The organism is Tabrizicola sp. (assembly GCF_031377265.1).
GTDB lineage: Bacteria > Pseudomonadota > Alphaproteobacteria > Rhodobacterales > Rhodobacteraceae > JAUYQR01.
Genome location: NZ_JANMET010000285.1, coordinates 1 through 11,363 on the forward strand (window position 1 = coordinate 1; position 11,363 = coordinate 11,363).

At 60.6% G+C, this 11,363-nt stretch carries 11 protein-coding genes and 3 pseudogenes; 10 read left to right on the plus strand and 4 right to left on the minus strand.

Annotated elements, in window-relative coordinates; genetic code table 11:
- From RMO18_RS15920 to RMO18_RS15950, 7 genes and pseudogenes are all read left to right on the plus strand, one after another.
- A pseudogene (locus tag RMO18_RS15920) lies at positions 1 to 734 on the plus strand (hydantoinase/oxoprolinase family protein); the annotation flags it as partial.
- Entirely contained in the window at positions 731 to 1,483 is a 753-nt protein-coding gene (locus RMO18_RS15925) for an ABC transporter ATP-binding protein (RefSeq protein ID WP_309667230.1), read from the plus strand. The pseudogene RMO18_RS15920 and the gene RMO18_RS15925, both read left to right, overlap by 4 nt.
- Positions 1,480 to 2,214: an ABC transporter ATP-binding protein gene (locus tag RMO18_RS15930; protein ID WP_309667231.1), complete on the plus strand. Its 735-nt coding sequence runs from the start codon at positions 1,480 to 1,482 to the stop codon at positions 2,212 to 2,214. The genes RMO18_RS15925 and RMO18_RS15930 overlap by 4 nt, the downstream gene beginning before the upstream one ends.
- Complete coding sequence (locus RMO18_RS15935) at positions 2,214 to 3,128, plus strand: branched-chain amino acid ABC transporter permease (protein ID WP_309667232.1); 915 nt, start codon at positions 2,214 to 2,216, stop codon at positions 3,126 to 3,128. The genes RMO18_RS15930 and RMO18_RS15935 overlap by 1 nt, the downstream gene beginning before the upstream one ends.
- A complete protein-coding gene (locus tag RMO18_RS15940; protein WP_309667233.1) occupies positions 3,128 to 4,189 on the plus strand; it encodes a branched-chain amino acid ABC transporter permease in 1,062 nt (353 codons plus the stop codon). The genes RMO18_RS15935 and RMO18_RS15940 overlap by 1 nt, the downstream gene beginning before the upstream one ends.
- 35 nt (positions 4,190 to 4,224) lie before the next feature.
- Positions 4,225 to 5,403 (plus strand): ABC transporter substrate-binding protein, encoded by a 1,179-nt coding sequence (locus RMO18_RS15945; RefSeq protein ID WP_309667234.1) that lies wholly within the window; start codon positions 4,225 to 4,227, stop codon positions 5,401 to 5,403.
- Between the two features lie 60 nt (positions 5,404 to 5,463).
- Positions 5,464 to 5,907: a GNAT family N-acetyltransferase gene (locus RMO18_RS15950; RefSeq protein ID WP_309667235.1), complete on the plus strand. Its 444-nt coding sequence runs from the start codon at positions 5,464 to 5,466 to the stop codon at positions 5,905 to 5,907.
- On the opposite strand, the gene RMO18_RS15955 is transcribed toward RMO18_RS15950, so the two are convergent.
- The gene (locus RMO18_RS15955) at positions 5,908 to 6,573 is read right to left on the minus strand and encodes a nuclear transport factor 2 family protein (RefSeq protein WP_309667237.1); all 666 of its coding nucleotides are present in this window, start codon (positions 6,571 to 6,573) and stop codon (positions 5,908 to 5,910) included.
- 503 nt (positions 6,574 to 7,076) lie between these two features.
- Between RMO18_RS15955 and RMO18_RS15960 the strand changes: the two genes are divergently transcribed.
- The 3 genes and pseudogenes from RMO18_RS15960 to RMO18_RS15970 all read left to right on the plus strand — a co-directional run.
- Complete coding sequence (locus RMO18_RS15960; RefSeq protein WP_309667239.1) at positions 7,077 to 7,496, plus strand: helix-turn-helix domain-containing protein; 420 nt, start codon at positions 7,077 to 7,079, stop codon at positions 7,494 to 7,496.
- A gap of 82 nt (positions 7,497 to 7,578) precedes the next feature.
- Positions 7,579 to 8,448: a hypothetical protein gene (locus tag RMO18_RS15965; RefSeq protein ID WP_309667241.1), complete on the plus strand. Its 870-nt coding sequence runs from the start codon at positions 7,579 to 7,581 to the stop codon at positions 8,446 to 8,448.
- An 18-nt stretch (positions 8,449 to 8,466) separates the two neighbouring features.
- A pseudogene (locus RMO18_RS15970) lies at positions 8,467 to 9,051 on the plus strand (serine protease); the annotation flags it as partial.
- 341 nt (positions 9,052 to 9,392) lie between these two features.
- Here the strand turns inward: RMO18_RS15970 and RMO18_RS15975 are convergent.
- The 3 genes and pseudogenes from RMO18_RS15975 to RMO18_RS15985 all read right to left on the minus strand — a co-directional run.
- Positions 9,393 to 10,416: pseudogene (locus RMO18_RS15975) on the minus strand (DUF4268 domain-containing protein); the annotation flags it as partial.
- 418 nt (positions 10,417 to 10,834) lie between these two features.
- A complete protein-coding gene (locus tag RMO18_RS15980) occupies positions 10,835 to 11,101 on the minus strand; it encodes a hypothetical protein (protein ID WP_309667243.1) in 267 nt (88 codons plus the stop codon).
- A 3-nt stretch (positions 11,102 to 11,104) separates the two neighbouring features.
- Positions 11,105 to 11,363, minus strand: a 259-nt coding sequence (locus tag RMO18_RS15985; RefSeq protein ID WP_309667245.1) for a hypothetical protein, incomplete at its 5' end; no start/stop codon positions are given.

Consider the following 11,363-nt stretch of genomic DNA (forward strand, 5'->3'; position numbering starts at 1 on the left):
GCGCAGGTGGGGCGACGGCGGCCCATATCACGGCGCTGGCCGACGCCATCGGCATCGATACTATCGTGTTGCCGAAGCTGGCTTCGGGCCTCTGCGCCTTTGGCCAGATCATCAGTGACGTGAAATACAACTACATGGCCACCGCCCCCCTGCGGCTGGACAATGACACGGCTTTTGGGCGGATTGACCAGTTGTTCAGCCAGATCGAAGCGCAAGGCGTAACGCATCTGAAGACTGACGGCTTCAAGGCCAGGGACATCGTAACCAAGCGCAGCCTTGACATGCGCTATGTCGGGCAAGTCCATGAGTGCATAGTAGAAATCGGAAACTTCAAGGTGGATGCCAAGTCGATAGCCAGGATCAAGGACGCCTTCCACAAGCGGCATAAGGAACTTTACACCTATGCCGAACCTCAGTCGGTGGTCGAAGTGGTGAACATCGAAAGCACGGTCTACGGCGTCGTGGACAAACCCGAGCGCATGACCATCGGCAAGGGCGCCACTGCGCATAAGGCGGTGAAAGGCTACCGCGATGCAGTGTTCAGCGCCGATGGCAAACGGGTGCGGACCCCGATTTATGACGGCACCCCGCTGGGTGTCGGAGCCTCCATCAAGGGACCTGCCGTGATCGAAGAAGTAACCACGACCATCGTGCTTGAACCGGGGTGGACGGCGCGGCTCGATGCAAGCGGCTCTTACCTCATCACCCGCGACCGCAAGAAAGGGGCAATATGAGCGATCTAGGCGCTGACAAGATATCGGTTGCCTTCGCGGGGCTGCGCGCCCTGTCGGAGGTGGACCTGAAGGTTACTTCCGGCCAGATCGTCGGGCTGATCGGCCCGAACGGGGCGGGGAAAACCACGCTTGTCAACGTGATGACCGGATTTCAACCCGCAACCTCTGGCTCTGTCAGTCTGGACGGGCAAAACCTGTCCGGTCTGAAACCGCACGAGCTGCGCCGCCGGGGCGTCGCCCGGACCTTTCAGGGCGGGCGGTTGTTCCGTGATCTGGCGGTAATCGACAATCTAGAAGTGACAGGAGTCGGCCTTGGCCTTTCCCGCGCCGCCGCCATCGCCGAGGCGGAGGCCATGCTGGACTGGGTCGGCATTGCGCCCCTGGCGAACCGCATCGCCGGGGCGCTGCCCTATACTGACGAACGCAGAGTGGCGATTGGCCGGGCGCTGATGGGCAAGCCGGCTTTCGTGCTGCTGGACGAACCCGCCGCTGGGATGAGCGCGACCGAAGCCCAAGATTTGTCTACCCTGATCCGCCGCGTGGCAGGCGAGATGGGCTGCGGGGTCTTGCTGATCGAACACAATGTCGGCCTGGTGCTGGACCTGTGCCACGATGTCTTGGTGCTGGATAGCGGCGTTGTCATCGAAACCGGCAATCCCGCAACAATCCGCGCCTCTGAACGGGTGCGCCATGCCTACATGGGCACCGCCGCCGACACCAACCTGCCAGTGCTTGAGGTGATGGCATGAGCCTTCTTACGCTGTCCAACGTCTCGGTGCGCTATGGGCGGCTTACGGCGGTGCGCGAGGTAACCTTCAGCCTGGCCGAGGGTGAGATCCTCTTCATCACTGGGCCGAACGGGGCCGGGAAATCCTCGCTCTTGCGGGCCATCGCCGGGGTGACGCCGCCTTCGGGTGGGCGGATCGACTTTGCCGATCATGACATCACCGGGCGTGCGCCCGAAGACATCGCGCGCCTTGGCCTATCGATGGTGCCTGAGGGGCGGGATGTGTTCGGTTCGCTTACCATCGAGGAAAACCTGATGGTAGGCACCGGCATGCACGCCAAGGAACGCGGCTGGAAGACCCGCGCCGCGACCGAGTTGGAAGCGGTCTATGCCACCTTCCCCATCCTGAAAGACCGCCGTCATTCGCAAGCCGGTCTTCTGTCAGGCGGTCAGCAGCAGATGCTGGTGATAGGGCGCGCCCTAATGACCAACCCGCGCCTTGTGGCGATTGACGAGCCTAGCCTCGGGCTTGCCCCGAACATCACAGATCAGGTCTATGAACGGCTGATCGCGCTCCGAGCGATGCGCAAGCTAACGCTACTGATCGTCGAGCAATCCTCGACCCGCGCCATGCTGGTGGGCGGGCGGATGATGCTGATGCGCGGTGGCGAGATCGTGCTGGACGGTGACGCGCGTGCTCTGGGGCAGTCAGAGGCCCTGCAAGCGGCCTATTTCGGATATGGAGAGCATTGATGGGATCTCTGCTGCAGGTTGTCTTTGACGCGCTCTCGCTCGGTTCGCTTTATGCCCTTGGTGCCTTGGGCATCGCGCTGATCTTTGGCGTCATGCGGCTGGTGAACTTTGCCCATGGCGACGTCATCGCAGCCTGCGTCTTCGCGCTGCTCTGGCCTTCGGTCGATGCCGTCGCCATCATCTTTGCGGGCAACCTGCCATGGTACCTTCTGATCCCCTTCGTGCTGGCCATCGGGGCGGCTCTTTCAGTGGCCTCCGAAGTCGTGGTGTTCCGCCGCTTTCGCCGGGCCAATCCTGCGACCATGATGATCGCCTCTTTCGCCTTGGGCTTCGTCATCCGCTATTTCCTGCTGATGCTGTTCTCCAGCCGGCCGAAAAGCATTTCGCTGCTTCCGTCACTCAGCCAACCCGTTGAAATCCTTGGCGCGCGGATCCCGCTTTTGCAGTTGATCACCATTGCCGTGACCATGGCGGTGCTGTTCGGGTTGACCGCTTTCTTGCGCCGCACACGCTTTGGGCTGGAGATGCGGGCGGCGGCTGAGAACTTTACCATGGCGCGGATGCTGGGGGTACGGGCCAACCGGGTCATCATGGGGGCCTTTGCGCTGTCAGGCGCGCTGGCCGCCGCAATTGCCCTGATCCTGGGGTCGCAGACCGGCACGGCCAATATCATGATGGGGGCGTCTGTGATGCTGATGGCCTTCATCGCCACGGTGATCGGCGGCATGGGCAGCTTGGCAGGAGCGGTGCTGGCCGGGTTCCTTCTGGGGACCATCGCTACAGTGATGCAGGTGATCCTGCCCCCCGACGCCCGCGCCTTCCGCGATGCCTTCGTCTATGGCGCGGTCATCCTGGTGCTGATCTTCCGCCCGCAGGGGTTGCTGTCCGCCCGTGGCACCAAGGAGCGCGTATGATGTCGCCCTCCGTTGCCCGCCGCACCTTCGCCACGCCGGTCCTGCTTGGGCTGCTCCTGATAGCCTTCGCGCTTGTTGCGGTGGCTGTAGGGTCGAAACCCTTCAACCAGACCATTATCGACATCTTTCTCAAGGTGATCTTCGTCGTTGGCCTTTGGGTCTTTGTCGGCAATTCGGGTGTGATCTCGTTTGGTCACATCGCTTTCGCCTGCCTTGGCGGCTATGTCGCGGCTTGGACCACGATCAAGCCGATGATGAAGGGCATGTCGATGCCCGGTTTGCCGGACTGGCTGATGCAGACGGAAATCCCCTATTGGGGCTCGGCCATAGTCGCCGCTGGGTGGGCAGCCCTTTGGGCGCTGATCTTCGGATCGGTGCTGATGCGGCTATCGGGGATCGCCGCCTCGATCGCCACGTTTGCCATGCTGGCCATGGTGAACTCAATCTATTCGAACTGGGAAAGCGTCACTGCCGCCACCTCCTCCGTTGTCGGCATACCGATCATCCGGTCGATCTGGCCCTATCTGATTGCAGCCCTGATATCGGTGTTCGCCGCCTGGGCCTATGGCATCTCGCGCCACGGCCTTGCCCTGCGAGCTGCCCGCGACGAGCCGACGGCAGCAGCCGCCAGCGGCATCGATATTCCCCGCGCCCGGCTGATCGCATTCGTGATTTCGGGCGCGATCATGGGGATGGGGGGCGCGCTGTACTCGCATTCCATCGGCATTGTCACCCCGGATACCTACTACCTTGGCCTGACCTTCATCACCCTTTCGATGCTGGTCGTCGGTGGCATGGGCAGTCTGTCAGGCGCGGTACTGGGGGTGCTGATCCTGTCCACCCTGATCCAGACCCTGCGTTGGCTGGAGGCCGGGGTGCAGGTCGGCGAAACGACCTTTGCCTTGCCGGGGGGTGTGCAGGAAATCGCCCTCGGCGTTGTGATGATCCTGATCCTCATGTTCCGGCCCGCTGGAATCATGGGCAACAAAGACCTGAGCCTGCCGCAATGGGCAGCTTTGGAAACCAAGGGCTCGCAAGGCCCCAAAAACTTGAAGACTTGAAGACCTGAAGACTCAACCAACTAGGAGAGACCCCAATGAAAAGAATTCTGACCGCTCTGGCAGCCACCACCTGCCTGACAGCGCCGGCACTGGCCGATGACGACAAGATCATCGTCGGTTTTGCCACCGCCGAAACCGGTTTCATGCAGGCCTATGACAAGCCCGCCCAGGATGCCGCCATGATCCGGATTTCCGAGATCAACGCGGCGGGCGGCCTTTTGGGCAAGCAGATCGAGGTGGTCACGGCCGACACCAAGACCGACCGCGCCGAAGGGGCAAAGGCGGGTCTGACCGTCATCGACGCCGGGGCCGACATGGTGGTCGTATCCTGCGACTATGACTTCGGCTCGCCCGCCGCTCTGGCCGCCGAAGGCGCCGGCCTGCCGTCGTTCTTCCTTTGCGCGGAATCGATCAAGGCCGGTATTCAGGGCGTCGGCCCGAATTCCTTCTCGGCCTCGGTTCTGGCCGCCGTTCAGGGCGCCACGATGGCCGACTGGTCCTATTCCAAGAAAGAAGCCCGCACCTTCTATCGCCTGCTCGATACCTGGACCGAATACAACAAGGGCATCTGCGACGGCTTTGACTATATGCTGCCGAAGCTGGCCGATGCCAAACTGGTGGGCGAGGATACCTTCCTGAACGAAGACGCCTCGATTGCCGCCCAGATCACCCGCATCAAGGCCCTGCCCGAAGAGCCCGATGCAATCATGCTGTGCACGATGATGCCGGGCGCGGTTTCGGCCATCAAGCAGATCCGCGCCGCCGGGATCAACTCGATGATCCTGAACGGTTCGGGTGTGGATGGTTCGTACTGGCTTTCTGCCGTGCCGGACCTGTCGAACTTCTTCGTGCCGGTTCAGGGCTCGATCTACGGCGATGACCCGAATCCCGATGTCACCGCCTTCAACGCCAAGTACAAGGAAGTCACCGGTGGCGATCCTTCGACCCAATACGTCTATCCGGGCTATGTGATGATCGACGTCTGGGCCAAGGCGGTTGAGCGTGCAGGTACCACCGAAACCGCAGCCGTGGTGGCGGAACTGGAAAAGATGAACGCCGAGCCGACGCTGTTTGGCCCGCGCACCTTCACCAACGAAATCCACCACCAGAACCGGGCCCGCTATCTGATCGTGGAAACCAACGCGGGCAAGCCCGGCGTGGTCGATGAATGGACGATCTCCGAAGCCATTCCAGTGGCCGACCTGATGAAGTAAGCCTTCCCCAGCCTGGCCGGCCCCGTGCATGCGGGGCCGGCTCCGTTTACCGGAGAATCCATGCCCGAAGTTTCCATCCGCCCCCCGGCTGCCCGCGATGAAGCCGACTGGCGCCGCCTCTGGACCGGCTATCTGGACTATTACGAAACCACGGTGCCCGACGCGGTCTATGCCAGCACCTTCGTCCGGCTTCTGGGCGATGATCCTGAGGATTTCAACGGCTTGATTGCCCTTGTCGATGGCAAGGCCATGGGCCTGACCCACTTCCTTTTCCACCGCCATTGCTGGAAGATCGAGAACGTCTGCTACCTGCAAGACCTCTACGTCGTCCCTGACGCACGCTGCACCGGCCTTGGCCGCAAGCTGATCGAGGCGGTCTATGCTGCTGCCGACGCCAATGGCACACCTGCGGTCTACTGGCTGACGCAGGACTTCAACGCCGCAGGCCGACGCCTTTACGACCGTATCGGCAAACAGACGCCCTTCATCCGCTATAACCGCTGATCAGCCCCGCGCCTTGCGGTAGCTGTCCTTGACCGCAATCAGATCGCCGTCAAAGCCGAAAACATCGCAACCGCGCACGTCCACCGGACTGCCATCCGGGCGACGCCCGACAAAGAGCCAGCTCGACAGGCCGGTGTCGCCCGCAACCACATGCATGCCATCGGTCCAGGCTGCCTCGGGGAAAGCCTCGAAAACCGCTGCGGTTGCCTGCCGCACGGCATCGCGCCCGATGTGGCGTTGACCTTCCGCCTCGGGTCCAGCCGAAGCGTGAAAAGCGCAGTCCGCGGCCATGCAGGCCATGACGCCCTCGACGTCGCGCGCATTGAACGCAGCCATCATCGCGGTCATGGTTGCCTGACGGCGATGGGCCAGCGCGCCATCCACCACCTCGACCTCCAGAAACGCCAGCGGGGCGCCGTCAGAGCCATTGGTGACGTTATGCTCAACACCCTCGCGCCGCGAATAAGGCACGCCTTGCGTCAGGCTGGCCGTAGCTTTCTGGCCACCCGGCAGGTCAAGCACAAGTTGGCCGTCACACAAGGGCACGATCACATAGTCATGGCCATGCCGATGCCAGCCGGTCTCCGCCCCCGGGGCAAACTGCCACTCGGTGACGCGAAACCGGTCATCGTCGATGTGGACAACGGAATTTGCAGCTGCGCGCACGGATGCCCCTCTTCCAGGTCTCGGGTGACAGCCTATTCCGGTGCTGCTTAAAGGGGAAGCATCTCAATGGCCCGAATCTGCACAAGAAGGGCTGCCAATCTCGATGGGCCAAAAGAAGGCAGAGTGCCGTGACCAATCACACCTTCAGGTTCGGACCATGCACACTCCGATCTGTATGCTTCTGCCAGTCGAAGTTTATGCTGCGAACGGTCGCTATTGCACTTTCATGGAGGAGCAATGCCGCACTGCCGTCAGACTGCTCTCCGCCCATAATGTCGATCATGCTGTGACTGCGCGCTCAAGTTGAACAACCGAAGCCACCGGCAGCAAGGTCCGCATTGCAGTCATCCGAACATTACTCGGAGTAGTGTCGAATTGTCGGCGTCAGACTACTTGCATCGCGCACTAAGTGAAGCCGGAAGGGGCGCCGAGGGAGTCTTCGGTTATCCTGTGTGCACCCGCTGTGCATTTTGCTGTCTGTTGGGGGATGCCATGGTTTTCATATGACCAACATCATTCCTCTTCCCTCACCTAAGCCCCGCATCAGCGCCAAGCTTCGGCAGGCTGTTCACCTGATGGCACGCAATGGGTTGACCCAAACTGCAGCCGCTGAAGTGGCCGGGCTGTCACGGCAGGGTCTCTGCAAGGCCCTGAAGCGTCTCGAGGTTTTGGCGCTTGTGGAGCAGATCCGTGCCAGCCTGACCACGGAAGCAGCGCGACTTCGCGAATTCGGCCGGGTGGCCGCGCTTGAGGTCGCGATCGACCTTCTAATCAACAGCAAAGATGAGAAGATCAAGGCGCGCATGGTGGAGTTTCTGGCAGGCGATGGAAAGACGGTGCCGGTCGCAGTCCACATCGACGCGCGCCTGGAGATGGCTCCGGCGACCGGCTATCGCTACCGGAAGCCGACGGGTCTGCTCTAGGGCGAACGCGGCGACGAGGCGGCGAACTCCTGATCCCGGCTCTCCACAATCTCGCTTGACGAACCCGGCCCGTCCCTTTCCTATGAATGGCGTAGGGCCGGGGGTCGTCGTGCTTCGCTTTTCAGTTGCATTTGCCGTCGTTCTCACATTCGCGGCGACAACTGCCGAAGCGTTCAATCTTGATCAGCTTGAGCTCGAATTCGATGCCCGCGTGCTGACGGCAGACGAGAAGCGCTTCATCCAAGCAGGCCTTGCCTTTGCGAACGCCTACAATGGCCTTCTAGACGGCGCATGGGGCCCTGGCAGTCAGCGCGCCCTAGAGCGCTACGAAGTCCGGAACAGTCGCTCGGAGTTCGTCACCAATGCCGATGTGCTCTTCCTTGCGCTTGAGACCTATGATGTCCTCGAAAAGGACGGTTGGGTGCGGCAGTACAATTCCGCGCTCGACACTTCCTTTCTGGTGCCGACTGTTGGCTTCGTGGCCGGAGCGCTCTCGGAAAACTTCGTCAACATGGAGCTGGCCGGAACCTCGCTCGGTTATTCGCTGACCATTGGGTCGGGGGCTCAGACAGAAAGGCTCCACCAGTTCACGGCCGATCAGGCCTTGGGCGATGTTTATCAGGTCCGGCGGCCGACACTGTGGATCACCTCGGCGAGAACGGCGAACGGCCTGAGCCTCTACACCCGCTCGGACTATCGTCGTGACTCCTGGTCAACGATCATGCTTTCGGCGGGCGACGTCGATGCGGGCGCAATGGCTGCAGTGACGGGCAGCATTGAGCCAGGATATGCGCCGCAAATCGGCATTTCGCCGGGCGTCCTCGCGACTGGCATCGAAACTATGGCCACGATGCTGGACGACAGGTCGACGGAGCAAGAGGAGACAGCACCAGCTGCGGCTGACTTGCCCCCGGCGGGCTCTGAAGGAGGTAGCGCTAGAAATCAGGCGTAGGGTTTCGGGACCGGGTTTCTAGTTTCAAAGGAAGGCGACTTCCTCACGAACAACCACGTCGTGAAGGGATGCGCCAGCGTATCGATTGATGGGCTTGCAGCAACCATAATTGCTACAGATGAGGCGTTCGACCTCGCTCTATTGCGGGTGTCTCCAGCGCCCATGGCAGAGCCTGCTCAGTTCGCTGAGAAGCCAGCGCGCCTCAATTCTGACGTGACAGTGATCGGATATCCCCTCCCAGACCTGCTGGGCGGCCTGAACGTGACGCGAGGGTCAGTGACAAGCCTCAAGGGAATCGCTGGGGACGGGGTGCGAATGCAGATTTCCGCTCCGGTCCAGCCGGGCAACTCCGGTGGGCCAGTTGTGAACGCTGCTGGTCAAGTGGTGGGCGTGGTTGTGTCGAAGCTCGATGCCCAAATGGTAGCTGACGCGACCGGCGATATTCCCCAGAATATCAACTTCGCAATCAGGGGCGAAATCGCGAAGCTGTTTCTCTATCAAAACGGAGTGGAGCCGGTCGAGGTCGAGGAAGCCCCCGCCGTGCCGCCGGAGGATTTGGCTGAGGTTGCGCAAGGTTTCACGCGTCTAGTTACCTGCAATTAAGGCTGTCTCGCTTGTACGTTACTGCAATTGCGTTCGAACTGAAAAGTAAGGTTTAGCGGACCGTCTGCAAACAGCAAAGGTTGGGCTTTGACCCTTTCTGCATTTTTGGCGTGCGCGCCTGGCAGCACTGCGCCTAGGAAATAGTGGCCACCACCCAGCAAGGAGCAACACCACAGGTGCGAGTTTCCCCCTGACGGGGAAGCCAATCACCGCCATGCTCAGACCTGCCGTCACTCTTCGCTTTCGTCTTGCAGACGGACCGAACGGCCGACCCGGGTCAACGGCTCCGCGAAGGCGGCCTCCAGCACCCGGATATGCTCCGACAACCAAGTGATCATCTCGGGCCACGACTCCTTGTCATATCCTTCAAATTCCTTGGCGTAGACAATTCGGCACTGCTTCTTGTCGTCCATCCGCCTCCAGTGCATGGCCGAAGGCTGCCTCGATCTCAGTGCGGCGTGAGAACAGTTGGTCGAACAGCCGTTTGTTTTCGGCGCCGTCAGCACGGTTGAGGCTGAGTTCCACTCGCGCCTCGCTCTGGCTGAATATCATCGTGAATGGACAGGATCTGGCCCCAGATCCAGCGCTTAGCCAATGGGAATTGGAAGGGCTAATATTGTCGAAAAGCTGTACTCCGTCGGTGCGCAGGCGTTCCAGGACCTTGGCCCAGAATTGCAGCCGAAGTTCATGCCTCCGCTTCTGAGTCCCCTGAACAGCCGTTTCCTCGACTTCTTTTGACGAAATGCCAATCATGTAGTCGGCTGCTTCCGGGGGCGGGATGATCTGTTGTAGGTCAAGGAACAGCTCATCGCCGAAAGCAAAAGGCGTCACGCGGAAGCACTGCATCGCTACGCCTCGACCGATAAGCCACATAACCGTTGCAGTCACCTCTCTCCTAAAGTTAGCTGCAATGAAGATCATTCGTTGGCCGTTGGACGGGTTCAGCTTAGCTTCCTGCAACTTCTCCACCTCAAGGAACTCACATATCCGCTCGCTGGCTGAACCGCCGCCACAGTAGCGATCGAGGTATTTCTGGTAGATTTCGACGATCTGCACCGCCTTCAGAGTTGAGACATGGGCTGTGTATTTCAGCGCCTGCCAAGTTACGTCCCGGCCAGAGTCATCTAGCTTGTTCTCAGTGACCACCAAGTTACCTGCCTTGTCGAGAGCCAGAAGATCCAATCGCTCGCGAGTCTCGTCAAAGCCGTCGAATTCTTTCTGAAGGATCAGAAGATCCTCTCCCAATGCGTCCGGTTGGTGAACAAGCCATTCCTGCAGGTGGTCTCGTTCGCGCAGGGCCAACTCGCCAAAACGCTTCTGAGCCAAGCGAGAAATGCGGTTGGCTGTCCGATCGACACGGAACATTAAGCGATCTTCTCAGCAATTTTTCTGGTTGTACCGGACAATCCATTCATCCTAATGGCGCGTAAAGCAAGGCACCCACAAAAACGCATCAACCGAAACGAAGGACGGTTTGCAAACCGAAACGCCTTCAGGATGCAGCAACTTTAGCGGCGACCCTGGGAAAGTGTGCCAGAGCTTCGAAGGCCGGAAGCACCCCGCCGAACTCGCTGGAAAACGGCAGAGGCCCTTTCTCGGGCACTACAGGAAGCGGGAGAGGCATCCCAAAGTCGGAGCTACCAGGCGTCAGGAGGGAAACCGTAGTCCAGAACATGCGGCCGAATGAAACAAGGCGCGCAGTTGGTGAGAGGGGCTGGAAAGTGGGCGGAGTGGTCGACTTTCTCGCGGGCGACAGGTGAGCCTTGAAGGAAACTGACGCAAATCATTCGGCTGGCATGAACTGGGCGGATCGACGGTCGAAGCGTGCCAGGCGTTCTACTGGTGCCATTTCATACAGGCGGGCGCAGGCTAACAGAATGGCGAACTGGTGATTCTGGTAGGCGCATAATTCGTCGTTGGGTCGGCAAAGCTCTTCCATAATGTCGAAGGCAGTTTCGGTCTCCAGAAGTTCGAGGCGAAGGGTCGAGGAGGTGTCGGCAAAGCTTGTGTCGCTGACGAGCAATACGCAGATGAGAAGGCTGAAGCGCAACGGCTACTCCGTCACACAGGTCATGCCGGACGGGCTTTGGACGCAGGTCGTGACGGCCTTTCCTTCGGCGCGGGCCTCGGCTTCCATGCGGGCGCGTCCGCACTCGGCCTGCCATTGGCGACCGGCCTCCGAGATCATCGTCGGGCAACCCGAGGCAGGGTCTGTTGGGTCGACGCATCCGGCCAGGGCCAGCAACACAATCACAGCTCGCATGGTGTCCTCCATTTTCGGCAGGAAAGCACGGGCGGCGCGGTTCGCCAAC

Bases quoted from the DNA above. Each gene is read 5' to 3' on its own strand.
- RMO18_RS15925 (WP_309667230.1), top strand. From the start codon at position 731: ATGAGCGATCTAGGCGCTGACAAGATATCGGTTGCCTTCGCGGGGCTG.
- RMO18_RS15930 (WP_309667231.1), top strand. From the start codon at position 1,480: ATGAGCCTTCTTACGCTGTCCAACGTCTCGGTGCGCTATGGGCGGCTT.
- RMO18_RS15935 (WP_309667232.1), top strand. From the start codon at position 2,214: ATGGGATCTCTGCTGCAGGTTGTCTTTGACGCGCTCTCGCTCGGTTCG.
- RMO18_RS15940 (WP_309667233.1), top strand. From the start codon at position 3,128: ATGTCGCCCTCCGTTGCCCGCCGCACCTTCGCCACGCCGGTCCTGCTT.
- RMO18_RS15945 (WP_309667234.1), top strand. From the start codon at position 4,225: ATGAAAAGAATTCTGACCGCTCTGGCAGCCACCACCTGCCTGACAGCG.
- RMO18_RS15950 (WP_309667235.1), top strand. From the start codon at position 5,464: ATGCCCGAAGTTTCCATCCGCCCCCCGGCTGCCCGCGATGAAGCCGAC.
- RMO18_RS15960 (WP_309667239.1), top strand. From the start codon at position 7,077: ATGACCAACATCATTCCTCTTCCCTCACCTAAGCCCCGCATCAGCGCC.
- RMO18_RS15965 (WP_309667241.1), top strand. From the start codon at position 7,579: ATGAATGGCGTAGGGCCGGGGGTCGTCGTGCTTCGCTTTTCAGTTGCA.